Origin of the sequence: Litoreibacter roseus (assembly GCF_009811795.1) — a bacterium.
In the GTDB taxonomy this organism is placed as follows: Bacteria; Pseudomonadota; Alphaproteobacteria; order Rhodobacterales; family Rhodobacteraceae; genus Litoreibacter; species Litoreibacter roseus.
This window is the reverse complement of record NZ_BLJE01000002.1, coordinates 1,110,396-1,125,394: the sequence shown is the minus strand read 5'-3', so window position 1 is coordinate 1,125,394 and position 14,999 is coordinate 1,110,396. Positions and strand designations below refer to the sequence as shown.

16 protein-coding genes are annotated in these 14,999 nt (G+C 58.6%); 11 read left to right on the top strand and 5 right to left on the bottom strand.

Features of this window, described 5'->3' with window-relative positions; all coding sequences use genetic code 11:
* The first annotated feature begins 97 nt into the window (after nucleotides 1–97).
* Together KIN_RS12560 and KIN_RS12555 are read left to right on the top strand one after the other, a co-directional pair.
* Entirely contained in the window at nucleotides 98–436 is a 339-nt protein-coding gene (locus tag KIN_RS12560) for a DUF952 domain-containing protein (RefSeq protein WP_159807419.1), read from the top strand.
* A complete protein-coding gene (locus KIN_RS12555) occupies nucleotides 433–1,485 on the top strand; it encodes a quinone-dependent dihydroorotate dehydrogenase (protein ID WP_159807417.1) in 1,053 nt (350 codons plus the stop codon). Before KIN_RS12560 ends, KIN_RS12555 begins: the two co-directional genes overlap by 4 nt.
* Here KIN_RS12555 and KIN_RS12550 read toward each other — a convergent pair.
* The 3 genes from KIN_RS12550 to KIN_RS12540 are packed head-to-tail and all read right to left on the bottom strand — an operon-like array spanning nucleotide 1,482 to nucleotide 3,731.
* The gene (locus tag KIN_RS12550; RefSeq protein WP_159807415.1) at nucleotides 1,482–2,810 is read right to left on the bottom strand and encodes an MATE family efflux transporter; all 1,329 of its coding nucleotides are present in this window, start codon (nucleotides 2,808–2,810) and stop codon (nucleotides 1,482–1,484) included. The genes KIN_RS12555 and KIN_RS12550 overlap by 4 nt on opposite strands.
* The gene (locus tag KIN_RS12545; protein WP_159807413.1) at nucleotides 2,803–3,297 is read right to left on the bottom strand and encodes a PaaI family thioesterase; all 495 of its coding nucleotides are present in this window, start codon (nucleotides 3,295–3,297) and stop codon (nucleotides 2,803–2,805) included. Before KIN_RS12545 ends, KIN_RS12550 begins: the two co-directional genes overlap by 8 nt.
* A complete protein-coding gene (locus KIN_RS12540) occupies nucleotides 3,297–3,731 on the bottom strand; it encodes a PaaI family thioesterase (RefSeq protein ID WP_159807411.1) in 435 nt (144 codons plus the stop codon). The genes KIN_RS12545 and KIN_RS12540 overlap by 1 nt, the downstream gene beginning before the upstream one ends.
* Nucleotides 3,732–3,932: 201 nt before the next feature.
* On the opposite strand from KIN_RS12540, the gene KIN_RS12535 reads away from it, so the two are divergent.
* The 8 genes from KIN_RS12535 (at nucleotide 3,933) to KIN_RS12500 (ending at nucleotide 11,764) form a co-directional block, all read left to right on the top strand.
* Nucleotides 3,933–4,301 (top strand): MerR family transcriptional regulator, encoded by a 369-nt coding sequence (locus KIN_RS12535; RefSeq protein ID WP_159807409.1) that lies wholly within the window; start codon nucleotides 3,933–3,935, stop codon nucleotides 4,299–4,301.
* A 323-nt stretch (nucleotides 4,302–4,624) separates the two neighbouring features.
* Entirely contained in the window at nucleotides 4,625–5,026 is a 402-nt protein-coding gene (locus KIN_RS12530; RefSeq protein ID WP_159807407.1) for a MerR family transcriptional regulator, read from the top strand.
* 26 nt (nucleotides 5,027–5,052) lie between these two features.
* Nucleotides 5,053–6,831 carry an acyl-CoA dehydrogenase C-terminal domain-containing protein gene (locus KIN_RS12525; RefSeq protein ID WP_159807405.1) on the top strand — a complete coding sequence of 593 codons (1,779 nt, stop codon included), beginning with the start codon at nucleotides 5,053–5,055 and terminating at the stop codon, nucleotides 6,829–6,831.
* A gap of 53 nt (nucleotides 6,832–6,884) precedes the next feature.
* Nucleotides 6,885–7,097 (top strand): hypothetical protein, encoded by a 213-nt coding sequence (locus KIN_RS12520; protein WP_159807403.1) that lies wholly within the window; start codon nucleotides 6,885–6,887, stop codon nucleotides 7,095–7,097.
* A 297-nt stretch (nucleotides 7,098–7,394) separates the two neighbouring features.
* Nucleotides 7,395–8,021: a glutathione S-transferase family protein gene (locus KIN_RS12515; RefSeq protein WP_159807401.1), complete on the top strand. Its 627-nt coding sequence runs from the start codon at nucleotides 7,395–7,397 to the stop codon at nucleotides 8,019–8,021.
* The gene (locus KIN_RS12510; RefSeq protein WP_159807399.1) at nucleotides 8,018–8,362 is read left to right on the top strand and encodes a hypothetical protein; all 345 of its coding nucleotides are present in this window, start codon (nucleotides 8,018–8,020) and stop codon (nucleotides 8,360–8,362) included. Before KIN_RS12515 ends, KIN_RS12510 begins: the two co-directional genes overlap by 4 nt.
* The gene (locus KIN_RS12505) at nucleotides 8,355–9,566 is read left to right on the top strand and encodes an acetyl-CoA C-acetyltransferase (RefSeq protein WP_159807397.1); all 1,212 of its coding nucleotides are present in this window, start codon (nucleotides 8,355–8,357) and stop codon (nucleotides 9,564–9,566) included. Before KIN_RS12510 ends, KIN_RS12505 begins: the two co-directional genes overlap by 8 nt.
* Before the next feature lie 11 nt (nucleotides 9,567–9,577).
* Complete coding sequence (locus KIN_RS12500) at nucleotides 9,578–11,764, top strand: 3-hydroxyacyl-CoA dehydrogenase NAD-binding domain-containing protein (protein ID WP_159807395.1); 2,187 nt, start codon at nucleotides 9,578–9,580, stop codon at nucleotides 11,762–11,764.
* Between the two features lie 67 nt (nucleotides 11,765–11,831).
* Here KIN_RS12500 and KIN_RS12495 read toward each other — a convergent pair whose 3' ends face one another.
* On the bottom strand, nucleotides 11,832–12,449 hold the full coding sequence (locus KIN_RS12495) for a Hint domain-containing protein (protein WP_159807393.1): 618 nt from the start codon (nucleotides 12,447–12,449) through the stop codon (nucleotides 11,832–11,834).
* Nucleotides 12,450–12,583: 134 nt separating this feature from the next.
* Nucleotides 12,584–13,228, bottom strand: coding sequence for a sulfotransferase family 2 domain-containing protein (locus tag KIN_RS12490; RefSeq protein WP_159807391.1), 645 nt, complete (start codon nucleotides 13,226–13,228; stop codon nucleotides 12,584–12,586).
* A 135-nt stretch (nucleotides 13,229–13,363) separates the two neighbouring features.
* Here KIN_RS12490 and KIN_RS12485 point away from each other — a divergent pair, with 135 nt between their 5' ends.
* Nucleotides 13,364–14,989, top strand: coding sequence for an AMP-binding protein (locus KIN_RS12485; RefSeq protein WP_159807389.1), 1,626 nt, complete (start codon nucleotides 13,364–13,366; stop codon nucleotides 14,987–14,989).
* Nucleotides 14,990–14,999 lie beyond the last annotated feature (10 nt).

The following is a 14,999-nucleotide window of genomic DNA, read 5'->3' as shown; positions in this document are numbered from 1 at the left end:
CCCTGGTGAAAATTGGTGGATCAACACTTGCCGAGCCGCGCGGCGGAGTCAAACACTGTCCCTTGACCCGTGAGTTAACTTAGGGTCACACAGCGCAATGCAGATTTACAAGATACTGACCGCCGACCAATGGGCAACATTTCAGCACGATCTGAAGTTTGAAGGTGCACCGATTGATCTGACGGACGGCTACATTCATTTTTCGACGGCAAGCCAGATAGCCGAGACTTTGGCCAAGCATTTCGGGGGTCAGGACGGTCTGGTGATCTGCGCCGTAGACACAGACGCGGTCGGCGCTGATCTGAAGTGGGAGCCGTCGCGCGGTGGGGACCTGTTCCCCCATCTCTACAGATCGCTTGATCTGGCAGAGGTTGTCCAGCACGGGGTCGCACCTCTGACGGGCGGACATCACAGTCTGCCGGATTTCGTCGCATGACGTTCATTCAAAGCGCGGGCCTCGCGCTCTTACGCCGGTTTGATCCCGAAACCGCCCATGGCCTGGCGTTGAAAGCTGTAAATGCTGGTCTGGTGCCCCTGCCCGGTCCGGTCAAATCCCCAAGGCTTGCCACGACCGTTTGCGGATTGGATCTGCCAAACCCCGTTGGACTGGCCGCAGGCTTCGACAAGAATGCCCAAGCCGTCGATGCCTTGGCACGCGCGGGCTTCGGCTTTCTTGAGGTCGGGGCAGCGACACCCAGAGCCCAGCCGGGCAACCCGAAACCGCGTCTCTTCCGGCTGGCCGAAGACAAAGCCGCCATAAACCGGTTCGGGTTCAACAATGACGGTATGGATCAGATCGCGTCCCGGCTGGCGCGGAGAACAAGATCCATCCCGGTTGGCCTTAATCTTGGCGCCAACAAAGACAGCACCGATAAGGCAAAGGACTTTGCAACAGTTTTGCGGACCACCGGGCACGTGGTAGATTTCGCAACGGTCAACGTGTCCTCCCCCAACACCGAAAAACTGCGCGATCTGCAAGGGGCGGACGCCCTGCGTGGTCTGCTCCGTGATATTGTCGAGGTGCGGGAAGATCTGACACTACCGATCCCGATCTTTCTGAAGATTGCGCCGGATCTGGAGACCGAAGAAATTGCTCAGATTGCTGAGGTCGCCACTGATACAAAAATCGACGGGCTGATCGCGACGAACACAACCCTGTCACGCGATCAATTGACCTCCGACCTTCGGACAGAAATCGGGGGACTGTCGGGTCAACCGCTGTTTGAGCGGTCGACCCGGGTGCTGGCGCAGCTCTCCAGTCAAACCGACCTGCCGATCATCGGGGTTGGCGGCGTGGCTTCAGCCGAACAAGCGTTCCAGAAAATCCGCGCCGGGGCGAGCGCGGTGCAGCTTTACACCGGAATGGTCTATGGCGGCCTTGCGCTGGCCGAGAGCATCCCGCACGGCCTGAACCAGTTGCTATCGGAAAACGGCTTTGACACCGTCGCCGGCGCGGTGGGAACCGGGCGCGATGACTGGCTCTAGGCCTTGTCCGCGTCCGCTTCCAATGACGGGTAGCGCAAGCCCAACGTGATGCCCCGTGCCACGAACATCAAAAGCAGCGCGATCCACAAGCCGTGATTGCCATAGGCAGGCAGCAGAAACGGCAGTGACCCCCAATAGACGATGGATGACAGGATCATCATGTTGCGCATGTCGGCTGTCCGCGTCGCCCCGATGAAAATGCCATCAAACATCCACGCGGCCACCCCCAAAAGTGGGGCGAGCGTCATGTAGATCAGGTAGGTGCGCGCTTCCGCCCGCACATCGGGTGCCGTGGTCATGATGTCGATGATGGCTCCGCCGAGCATCGCAAAGCAGCCCGCCAGCACAACGACACATACACCGCCCCACTTCGAACTGACCCAGGCGGCCCGTCGCAATCGCGGCCTGTTCCGGGCACCCAAGGCCTGGCCGACAAGCGTTTCTGCCCCGAAGGCAAAACCGTCCAGTGCGAAAGCCGTGACGTGCAGAAATTGGAGAAGGATCTGATTGGCCGCCAATGTCACATCGCCAAAATCCGCCCCGAAGAACAGGAACGAGATGAACGCCGCCTCCAGCAGAACAGAGCGGATCAGAATATCGGTATTGATGAGCGCCACGCGCACCAGAATGGTCCGCTCGAACACCCGTGCGGGATCTTTCCACGCGGAGGCTTTGAAGGCGTCCCGGCACAGCCACAAACCCAATGCCAGCCCGGACCATTCGGCAAGGAAGGTCGCGATGGCCACGCCCTCCACACCCCATCCGAACCCAAGGACAAACAGCAGATCCAGCACGATGTTGAGCCCGTTCATCCAAAGCTGGATGACAAAGACACCTTTCGTGCGCTCCAACGCGATGAGCCAACCGGTGATGCCATAAAGCGCGATGGCCGCAGGTGCCGAGAAAATGCGGATCTGCATGTAATCCCGGGCCAATGTCTCGACCTCTGCGCTGGCGGGGGAGATCTGGAATGCTCCCCAGAACATCGGCACCTGCACCGCGATCAGCAAAAACCCGGCGCCAAAGCCGATCATCAAAGCACGGCTCAGCATGGCGGCCACTTCGCCTTGCCGCCCGGCGCCGTGAGCCTGAGAGGTGAGACCGACGGTGCCCATGCGCAGGAAGCCGAAGATCCAGTAAATGCCGCTGAGGATAATGGCGCCAATGCCAACTGCGCCGATGGGAACCGCCTCGCCCATCTGCCCCACAACGCCCGTGTCCACCGCACCCAGAATAGGGATCGTGGCATTCGACAAGACAATAGGCAGAGCGATGGTCAGAACACGGCGATTGGTGATCGGACCCTGCGGGGTGGCCTCAGCCATCAGAGGGGGGCATCAGGAAATGCCCGGTGGCCTGTGCAAAGAGCCGTTCGCGGTTGTCCTGCCACCCTTCCACATGGACAGAGGCGTAGCGCCGTCCGGACCGTGTCACCCGCGCCCGCGCGTAGGCATCCCGCGGCAGGCCAGAGCGCAGGTAGTCCACGGTGAAATCAATCGTCTTTGGCATTCGCGGGCGGGCATTCTCGTCGATCGGCATTTGCCCGCCTTCAATGGCATCCCATTGGGACGCCCAAGTCAGCCCGACAATCGCGGTGACCTCCAGAAAGGCCGCCGTGACACCGCCATGAATAGCGGGGATTGCCGGATTGCCGATCAGATCCTCGCGGTAGGCCAGAACCGATGTCAGCTCATCCCCGCGCCGATCAAAGGTAATGCCAAGAAACTGGATGTAGGGTACACCCTCAACCAACGCACGCAGAGCCGCATCGCGACGGGTTTTGACAACCTGCACTGGTTCCGGACTGGCCATTATGCCCCCCCTTGGCGCTGAAAGGTGAATGCCCCGGTTGCGGCGGCGACGGGTCTGCTGTCATCCTCGTCCAGTGCCGTGGCGCGCACGAATGCGACCGAGCGGGTGACGTGGTAGCATTCCGCCCTCGCCCGGATCCGCTGACCCGGCGTGGCGGGTCGCATGTAGTCGATCCGCAGATCAATCGTTGCGGTCGCAATCGCGCCATCGGGATGTGACATAACGGCCGCACCACAGCATGTGTCCATAAGCGCCGAAACCGCACCGCCATGGATCACGCCCGTTTCCGGATCACCGATCAGACGCGGGTCAAAGGGCATTGAAATCACCGCTTTGCCATTCGCAATCTCCTCCACCTCCATGCCAAGCGCTTTGGAATGGGGAATGGCCTCGATGAACCGCCGGGCGATATGAAGATGGCTTTCTGTATCCATGAGACATGGTCTGACAGTCTGCTCGAACCATGGCAAGATCCTGCGGTTAATCTGAGCCATCCGCTTGCAGAGTGGTCCCGTTTTTTGCAAAAACGACGGTCTGTAACTAAGGTTAACGGTGGAACCCTCGAAAGTCCGGGACAGCACCCCGCGCTGGTGAGGATCAAACCGCTTCGTTGGCCCCCTGAAAGGCAATGGACTATGGCAGAGACCCGGCTGACCTTTAAAGAAATGTGCGGCGAATTCGACGTCACACCCCGCACCCTGCGATACTACGAATACATCGAACTGCTCTCGCCAGAGCGCGAAGGCCGCAGCAGGTTCTACACCCCGCGGGAAGTGGCTCGGATGAAGCTGATTATGCGAGGGCGCAAGTTCGGCTTCTCGCTTGAGGACATCCGGCAGTGGCTCGATCTCTATGACAAGGACCCGGAAAACCGCGTGCAAATGGAAACTTGGGTCAAGCATGCGGACCTGCAACTGGACGAGTTGAACTCCCGCAAAACCCAGATCGAAGAGGCCATCGACGAGTTACAGGGTTTACGTGATCAGGTGGCAAAGAACCTCTGAAACAGGTCGTGGCGGGTCCTTTGAATAACGTCGCCAGGTCGGTTTGAACCTCGTCACCTCGCAATATACCGACACTTCAGATTCGAAATCGTCCTTAAAAATATGGTAAAAAGGGGAAAGAAATCAGACTTCTCCCCGTAAATCGTCACTCGACCGACGACAGATTATTTCCCAATTTGCTACTTTACGTTGACTGACATTGCGTCAACTGTTTTCTGACGCGACGTTACATTTACGTTAACGTCAACACTTCTTGTAAGGTGGGGTCAGTACCAACCAAGTCAGCCGCACCACAGCAACGTTTTATGCGCGGAGGACTTATGATGTCTGAGGATACAATGACGATTCGCGAAATGTGTGATGCCTTTGGGGTGACCCCCCGCACACTTCGCTTCTATGAAGCCAAGGAGCTTTTGTTCCCGATCCGGGAAGGGCAGAAACGGCTTTTCACCCGCCGGGACCGGGCGCGGCTGAAGCTCATCTTGCGCGGCAAGCGCTTCGGCTTCTCTCTCGAAGAAATTCGTCAGCTGCTCGACCTCTACAATGTCGGCGACCAGCAGATGACCCAATTCAGCAAGACGTATGAAATCGCCCAGCAGCGCCTGTCGGACATGATCCGTCAACGCGAAGAGCTGACGGACGCCATCAACGACCTGCAGGACCAATTGCGTTGGGGTGAGAAAATGCTCGCCTCTTTGCAACAGCCGAAACTGGCTGCAGGCTAAGACCTAAACCCCCGAGGGAGGACGATATGCCAAGCTATACAGCTCCAACCAAAGACATGCAGTTCGTATTGCACGATGTTCTGAAAGTGACCGAACAAGACGTGCCTGGATACGACGAACTCGACCGTGATTTTACCGGCGCAATCCTTGAAGAGGCCGGGAAAATCTCGAGCGAGGTGCTGCAGCCGCTCAACGTCGTGGGCGACACCGAGGGCTGTGTGCTGGAAAACGGCGTCGTTCGCACGCCGACCGGATTCAAGGAAGCCTTCGAGCAGATGAAGGAAGGCGGCTGGACCGCCCTTGATTGCGATCCCGAGTATGGCGGCCAGGGCATGCCCTATCTGATGGGAACTGCCGTGGGCGAGATGTTTGTCTCGGCCAACATGGCATTCAATATGTATCAGGGTCTGACCCATGGCGCTTACTCGGCGATCCACGCACACGGATCAGAAGAGCAGAAGCAGAAATATCTGCCGAAGATGGTCAGCTGCGAATGGACGGGCACCATGAACCTGACCGAACCCCATGCGGGCACGGACTTGGGCATGATGCGCACGAAAGCCGACCCCCAAGGGGATGGCAGCTACAAGATTACGGGCCAGAAGATCTTCATCTCCGCAGGTGAGCATGACATGGCCGACAACATCATCCATCTGGTGTTGGCCAAGATCAAAGACGGTCCCGAAGGCATCAAGGGCGTGTCCCTTTTCATCGTACCAAAGTTCCTCGTGAACGATGACGGCTCGCTGGGCCAGCGCAACGGTGTGTCCGTGGGCAAGATCGAAGAAAAGATGGGTATTCACGGAAATTCCACCTGCGTCATGAACTATGACGAGGCCACAGGATACCTGATCGGGGAAGAGCACAAAGGCATGCGCGCCATGTTCACGATGATGAACGAAGCGCGTCTGGGTGTGGGTCTTCAGGGTTACGCTCAGGCTGCGGTGGCCTACGAGAACGCTGTCGATTATGCGAATGACCGTCTGCAAGGGCGCGACGTGACCGGCGTCAAGAACCCGGACGGTCCCGCGGATCCGCTGATTGTGCATCCTGATATTCGCCGCAACCTGATGGATCAGAAAAGCTTCGTCGAGGGCGCACGCGCGTTCACATTCTGGGGCGCGCACTTGATCGACCGGCACAACCTGGCCGATGATGAGGCTGCTGATGGCCTGATTTCTCTGCTGACGCCAGTCATCAAGGGCTTCCTGACCGACAAAGGTTTCGAATATGCCACGGCCGCCCAACAGGTCTATGGCGGGCACGGGTATATCGAGGAATGGGGCATGTCCCAGTTCGCTCGCGACGCGCGGATTGCCATGATATACGAAGGTGCCAACGGTGTGCAGGCGCTGGATTTGGTGGGCCGGAAACTGGCGCAGGACGGCGGCAAGCATGTCATGGCATTCTTCGAGATGGTGAAAACCTTTATCAAGGAGAATGGCGGCGACGAAGACTACGAAAAAGCGTTCCTCGAACCGCTGAAAGCCGCCTCCAAGGATCTGCAGGCGGCAGGCATGTACTTCATGCAGAACGGCATGCAGAATCCGAACAATGCGTTGGCCGGATCCTATGACTTCATGCATATGTTCGGTCATGTCTGCCTTGGCCTGATGTGGGCCAAAATGGGCAAGGCAGCGATGGACGCACTGGCCGGCGGCGCATCCGACACAGAGTTCTATGAGACGAAAATCGCGACCGGCAAGTACTACATGGCCCGCCAATTGCCAGCCACAGCGATGCACCTGTCTCGCATCGAAAGCGGCGCGGATACCGTGATGGCATTGCAAGCCGCAAACTTCTAAAGAATTGACCCAGGGGCTTCAGCCTCCGGGGATTTCTTTCAGGGGGGGCGGGAATGGCCAAGCGGCTGAAGCTCACACGACGCGTCAATCTCGCGATCAGCGAGGAAGCGTGGCGCAAACTCAAGGGCTTCAGTGCGGAAGCCGGTCTGGACGAAGGGGAGGCGTTGTCATTTCTGTTCGAGAATTTCGGATCCGTGACACACACGGACAACCTGACCCACAGATTGCGTCTATTCAATTCAGAACTGGAAGCGCGCAAAAGATGACGCAGTCCCTGACCCGCCCGTTGTGCCATGAGTATTTTAACCAGAAAGAAGTGCCAACCGGCGATCTGTCTGAGCGGTGTCCGGAAAATTGTGAAGACGCGCCCTGCCACTCGCGGGCCCGGGCCCATGGGGAGCAGCAGGACGACTTCTCTCTGGACGGCCATCGGCTCTCCAGCCTGTACCGCGCTGCTGAAGGTGGCGAAATATACTTAACAGCCGGTTACTGCGAGCAAGGGTGTAAACTTCTTTCTGGCGAAAATACTCGAACCCGACGCGTGCACCAAGCGAGGCATTAATATGACCATGCAACTTTATTGTTTTGGCGAAAGCGGCAATGCCTACAAAGCAGCCTTGACCCTTGAGCTTGCAGGCGTCGATTGGCAACCTGTGTTTGTCGACTTCTTCAAGGGCGCAGCCCGCAGTGACGCCTTTAAAACGCTGAACCCGATGGGGGAGGTTCCTGTTTTGATCGACGGGGACGTGAAGCTGACCCAATCCGGTGTCATTCAGCAATACATTGTAGACAAGACCGGCAGGCTTGGCGGTACGGAAGACGACAAATACGAAGTGCTTCGCTGGGTTTTGTGGGACAACCACAAGATGTCGAGCCAGGCGGGGGTTGCGCGGTTTCTGCTGAATTTCCTGCCGCAAGAAAAGCGTCCTCAAGAGGCTATCGCATTTCTTCAGGGCCGCCTGAAGGCTGCCTACGCTGTACTCAACGACCATCTGGATGGGCGTGACTGGATTGTCGGAGATGCGCTCACAGTGGCCGATATCAGTTGCTGTTCCTATCTCTTTTACGATGAACCGTTCGGGTTTGATCGCAAGGACTGGCCGCATATCGATGCATGGCTCGCCCGCATCAGTGAAACACCGGGGTGGAAGCATCCCTACGACCTGATGCAACGGGCCCTCGGCGCGTGATTTTATGGGCGTTTCTGGCAGGTATGGTGGCCTGCGGGATCACCCTGTCGCTGCTCCAACTGGAAGAGGGGGCGGCGGATGACAAGTTCGGCAGCGCAGTCGCGATGTTTGCGGCATGGTGTGCGTTTGGAATGCTGCTGATGGCTGGAACATATGGGCTGGGCCTTTTGGTGCCCGGTCTGACAGGCGCGGCCGTGCTGGTGCTGCGCAAGACACAGCTGGCGGGCGTATTGCGCCCTCTCAGCCCTTACAAAATGCCCCTTGGGATCGGCGCGCTGCTGGCCAGCGTTGTCACCTGGATCGGGGTTCTGAACTTAATGGAGGACATCCCAAATGGCTGAAGCCTATATCTACGACGCGGTCAGATCGCCCCGCGGCAAAGGCCGCAAGGACGGCGCGTTGCATGAGGTCACGGCAGCGCGTCTGTCGGCCAATGTGCTGAACGCAGTCAAATCCCGCAATAACCTGGAAGGTCATGCGGTCGAAGATGTCATCTGGGGCAACGCCACGCAGGTGATGGAACAGGGCGGATGCTTGGCCCGGACCGCCGTTTTAGCCTCCGACCTTGATGAGCGCATCCCGGGTTTGTCGATTAACCGCTTCTGCGCCTCGGGCATGGAAGCCGTCAATCTGGCGGCCAATCAGGTGAAAGGTGGCGCAGGTGACGGCTACATCGCAGGCGGGGTCGAGATGATGGGCCGCGTTGCCATGGGCTCCGACGGGGCAGCGATTGCCGTCGACCCGTCGATTGCCATGGATACTTACTTTGTCCCTCAGGGCATCTCGGCCGACATCATTGCCACCGAGTATGGCTTTTCTCGTGACGACGCCGACGCGCTGGCCGTTGAAAGCCAGAACCGCGCGAAGGCTGCGTGGGACGACAATCGCTTTGAGAAATCGGTGATCACGATCAAGGACCAGAACGGTCTGGAGATCCTGAGCCATGACGAGTACATGCGCCCGGGCACTGATATGCAGTCTCTCGGCGGGCTGAAAGCGTCCTTCAAGGACATGGGCGAGGTCATGCCCGGTTTCGATAAGGTCGCGCTGATGAAATACCCTCATTTGGAGCGGATCAATCACATCCACCATGCCGGCAACTCGTCTGGCATCGTTGACGGGTCTGCGGCGGTTCTGATTGGCTCTAAAGAGTTCGGTGAAAAGTACAATTTGAAGCCGCGTGCGCGCATTCGGGCCACGGCCAAGATCGGTACCGATCCCACGATCATGCTGACCGGGCCGGTTCCCGTGACCGAACATATCATGAAACAGTCTGGAATGAGCGTCGGCGATATTGACCTCTTCGAAGTGAATGAGGCGTTTGCATCGGTAGTCCTGCGCTTCATGCAGGCTTTTGATGTGGACCACGACAAGGTCAACGTAAATGGTGGTGCGATTGCAATGGGCCACCCCTTGGGGGCCACCGGCGCCATCATCATCGGCACACTTCTGGACGAGATGGAACGCTCGGACAAGGAAACCGGGCTTGCCACGTTGTGCGTCGCATCCGGCATGGGCGCCGCCACGATCATCGAACGCGTGTAAGGAATAGAAAAATGACTGATTTCACATCGAAAACAGACGCCGATGGCGTTGCTGTCATCACTTGGGACACGCAAGGCAAGTCGATGAACGTAATGAACCAGCAAGGGTTCGAGGATCTTGACCGTCTGGTGGGTGAAGCGCTGGACGACGATGCTGTGAAAGGCATCGTTATCACGTCGGGCAAGGAGGGTTCGTTTGCGGGCGGAATGGACCTCAACATCATCGCCAAGATGAAGGACAGCGCTGGTGACAACCCGGCGAAGGGGCTTTTCGAGGGCGTGATGGACATGCACGGTGTTCTGCGCCGGATCGAGCGCGCGGGCATGGATGACAAAAACAAGGGCGGCAAACCGATTGCAGCCGCCCTGCCCGGCACAGCGCTTGGCATTGGTCTGGAAATCCCGCTGGCCTGTCATCGTATCTTCTGCGCCGACAACCCGAAGGCTAAGATCGGCCTGCCGGAGATCCTTGTTGGCATCTTTCCCGGCGCGGGCGGCACCACACGTCTGGTGCGCAAGATGGGCGCGATGGCGGCCTCGCCCCTGCTCTTGGAAGGCAAGCTGAACGATCCGAAGAAAGCAAAGATGGCAGGCGTGATCGACGAGGTCGTTGACGACCCGCTGGCGGCTGCGAAAGAATGGGTTCTGTCGAGCCCTTCCATCGTCAAACCCTGGGACGAAAAGGGCTACAAAATGCCCGGTGGCGCGCCTTATCATCCTGCAGGCTTCATGACTTTCGTCGGCGCCTCTGCCATGGTCAACGGCAAGACCCAAGGGGTGTACCCGGCGGCCAAGGCGCTGCTGAGCGCGGTCTACGAAGGCGCCATGGTGCCCTTCGACACGGCCATCAAGATCGAGGCGCGATGGTTCACCAACGTGCTGATGAATCCAAGCTCCTCCAACATGATCCGCTCGCTTTTCATCAACAAGGAAGCGCTGGAAAAAGGCGCGGTGCGCCCAGACGTGCCGGATCAGAAGGTCCAGAAAGTCGGCGTTATCGGTGCGGGCATGATGGGCGCGGGTATCGCACTGGTCTCTGCGCTTGCTGGCATTGAAGTCGTTCTCATAGACAATAGCCAAGAGGCCGCAGACAAGGGCAAATCCTACACCACTGACTACATGGACAAGGGCATCGCGCGGAAGAAAGCAACGCCTGAAAAGAAGGATCAGGTGCTGGGTCTTATCACAGCAACGACGGATTATGCCGCGCTGGAAGGCTGCGACCTGATTGTCGAGGCCGTGTTCGAGGATGTGGGCGTCAAGGCAGAGGTCACCGAGAAGGTGCAGGCAGTCGTCGGCCCCGACTGCATCTTTGCGACCAACACCTCAACCCTGCCGATCACCGAGCTTGCGAAAGCCTCGAACAACGAAGAGCAATTCATCGGCATCCACTTCTTCTCGCCGGTGGACAAGATGATGCTGGTCGAGATCATCAAGGGCAAGGGCACCGGCGACCGGGCCGTGGCGAAGGCGCTGGATTACGTGCGCGAGATCCGCAAGACGCCCATCGTGGTCAACGACGCGCGCTTTTTCTACGCCAACCGCTGCATCATCCCGTACATCAACGAAGGGATCCGCATGGTGAAGGAAGGTGTGGCGCCTGCCCTGATCGAGAATGCGGCGAAGCTGGTTGGCATGCCTTTGGGACCGCTACAACTGGTGGACGAGACCTCCATCGACCTGGGCGTGAAGATCGCCAAGGCGACCAAAGCGGCGATGGGGGATGCCTATCCCGATGGGGCCGTGGACGAGGTGCTGTTCTGGATGGCCGACGAGGGCCGCTTGGGTCGGAAGTCGAACTCGGGCTTTTACGAGTACGACGAGAAGGGCAAGCGCACTCAGCTTTGGACAGGTCTGGGGGACAAGTATCCCGTCAGCGACGAGCAGCCTGACGTGACCGAAGTTCAAAACCGTCTGCTGTTTGCACAGGTGCTGGAGGCCGTACGTGCCATTGAGGAAGACGTGCTGATGGATATCCGCGAGGGCGATGTGGGTGCCATTCTGGGTTGGGGTTTCGCGCCTTGGTCCGGTGGTCCGCTCAGCTGGCTCGACATGGTGGGCACACCTTGGGCGGCTGAAACCACGAACGCGCTGGCCGAGAAATATGGCGAGCGGTTCAAGGCGCCAGCGTTACTTGAGGATATGGCCGCGAAGAACCAGCAGTTCTACGGGCGCTTCGATCCAGCCAAAGCCGCTTGATCGACGACCAGTTGAGAAAAACAAAACGCGGTCCCGAGGGGCCGCGTTTTTTACTGGGCAGCACTTGTCAGATCCAAGAAATCTCAGGCTTTGCGGGCCGCACGGCCTTCGGCGCTTCGTTGAGATGCCGAAGCAGAAGGCGGGATTGCCTGCCGTCCAGCGGAGTTGCCTGAAACACGCCGCCACGGCCCGGCAGATCGATGAACAGACCACCCTCAGCAATCAGCGTGTGCGGTTTTTGGAAACACAGGGTGACGTGACGCAGGCCGTTGGCCCACCGCGCCCGCTTGATGCCACGAAAGCCCACCAGATCGTCCGCGCGAATGCTGACCTGTGGCGTATCGAAAAGCATTATCGCGATCTCGCCCGATACGACGATCCGTGTGCTGGGGGCCAGCATCGCAACCTCTTCGTTGCCAAATGCTTCGGCCGGGATCTCAATCGGCCAATGTCGAGCAGCCGCAGCCGTGTGGGACACGCTGAAAATGCCTTGCCGCACGTCCGTTATTTCCTGTTCGCCATCCTGAGCGGTCAGGACAGCGTCGCCCTCGGACAAGGCCAGCACGTCCGTCCATGCGTAACGTGTGCCGATGCGCAGACCGGCGAAAAACCCCGGAGAAGGGGCGCGGTCCAGCCGCAACGGAAGCGCGGCCGGGGCCGCTTTTTTTGAACCTTTGAAAAACATGGCTATGACTTAACCCTGATAGAATAAAAAAGAGTTCGCATTTGACAAACATTAAGTTAACGCGACAATCTCATGATAACATAAGAAATTTTTTCAAAATTTAAGCGATCAGCAATTTTGCAACAGCCATTGTCTCAGAAGGCATAACCGAACCGCGCGATATCAGGGGCTGCAATTCGGGCGACCAAGTCGCAATCTGCATCTGAGTAAAAGGGCCGATACGAGCCCGCCCGGGCCGATGTGTTCAGATGTGGCAATGACCCGATCCTGAGGTCCAGAAGGTTCTCAAGCCGAGGCAAATCCTCTTCCAGATGTTCAAGCCGAACGAAGAGATCGCACTGCTCTCTCCCGTTGAGGCTGACATAGCTGCCATAGGGGTTCGCGCTCAGGCTTTGGATCGTATGCGGTGCGTTCAGGAACCCGCTGAAGTCCTGCGCCTTGGCCAAATGCACGGCGGGATGATCAAAGCTCTGTTCCGTCAGCCAATGGTAGTAGCTGACGATCCGATCCCAAGGGTTGCGCACCATCGTGAAGACCTTGAACGCCGCGACCTCTTCCGCCGAAATCAACCCGACGCAATCGTCCAATGTCATGTGCTTCCAGATCCGGCCACGGGCGGCCTGCCCCTCCAGCCGGTGCCTGCGCCGTTTGGCCTTTGTGGTGTCGCCGATCAGAATGTCGTCGCCCATGGCGCGGTTCTCAAGCGCGGCGGCCATCGAGGTGCCGCCCGTCTTGGGAATGTGGACAAAGATGTAGCCGCGCCCGCGCGAGATGATCATGCTACCCCCTCTGCCAGATGATCGACCGGATGCTCAGGTGTCTTGCATCCTCACTGAAAATCATTTCACGTTCGTATCCAACAGGGACAGCGCTAGATTGTCCACACGACCGAACGGCACGGGAGGGCCTTCGCAATGGGATGGATGGAAGACGAAACCGGGCTGGACCGGACAAATGCGAACTATGTGCCGCTGACACCCCTGTCCCATCTCAGGCGGGCGGCCAAGGTTTTCCCCGCGCGCGAGGCAGTCGTTTATGGTCCCATCCGCCGAACCTATGACGCGTATCACAAGCGGGTGTCCCAGCTTGCCTCTGCCCTGCATCAGCGGGGCATTCAGCCGGGCGACGTGGTGGCCACACTTCTGCCGAACATCCCGGCACAGGTCGAGGCACATTTCGGTGTGCCGGCCTGCGGTGCCGTACTGAACACGATCAACACCCGGCTCGATGTGGGCACGGTTGCTTACATCTTCGAGCATGGCGCGGCCAAGATCGTTTTGGTTGACAGTCAGTTCCTCAAGCTGGCCCAAGACGCCAAAGCCGAATGCGAGGGCGAAGGTCCGGTGATCATTGAAGTGGGTGATAAGTATGGCGGACATCCGGCGTCCGGGCATTACCCGGAATACGAGGATGTACTGAACGGAGGCGATCCGAATTTCAACTGGATCATGCCGGAGGACGAGTGGGAAAGCCTCGCGCTGAACTACACCTCGGGCACCACGGGACGGCCGAAAGGCGTCGTCTACCACCATCGTGGTGCCTATCTGATGACGATGGGCACGGTGATCAGTTGGCAAATGACGCTCTACCCTCGGTTTCTGGCGATCGTACCGCTGTTTCATTGCAACGGCTGGAACCACTCGTGGATGATGCCTGTCCTGGGCGGCGCGGTGCATTGCTGCCGGGACATCTCGGCGGAGGCGATTTACGACGCCGTGGCCGACGACAGCGTGACCCATTTCGGCGGGGCGCCCATCGTGCTGAACCTGCTCGTCAATGCATCCGATGACACCCGGAAATCCTTCTCGCACCGCGTCGAGGTCTTTACAGCAGGTGCGCCCCCTGCCCCTGCGACGCTGGCTGCGATGGAGGGTTTGGGGTTCAACGTCACGCAAGTCTACGGCCTGACCGAGACGTACGGCCACGTCACCGAATGTCTGTGGAACCCCGATTGGGATGGCTATACCGATGACAAGAAATCCGCGTTGAAGGCCCGACAGGGCGTGGCATTCCCGATGATGGAAGACGTCACTGTGGTGGACGATGAGAACGCCCAGATCGATATGGACGGAATCACACAGGGCGAGATCGTGATGCGGGGCAATGCGGTCATGAAGGGCTACTACAAAAACCCCGAAGCCACGAAAGAGGCGTTTGACGGTGGTCATTTCCATTCCGGAGACATCGCTGTGCAGCATCCCGATGGTCATATCCAGATCGCGGACCGGGCCAAGGACATCATCATCTCGGGCGGCGAGAACGTCTCTTCGGTCGAGGTCGAGGGTGTCCTGATGGCACATCCCGATGTGCTGTTGTGCGCTGTGGTCGCGAAACCAGATGACAAATGGGGCGAAGTGCCGTGCGCCTTCGTGGAACTCAAACCCGGGCGCACTCCGGACGCGGATGACCTGATCCGCTTTGCCCGGGACCGGCTGGCCGGGTTCAAGACCCCCAAGCAGGTGGTGTTCCAGGATCTGCCCAAAACCTCTACCGGCAAAATCCAGAAGTTCGAACTTCGCGAGACCGCGAAGGCGCTGTAACTGGGACGGT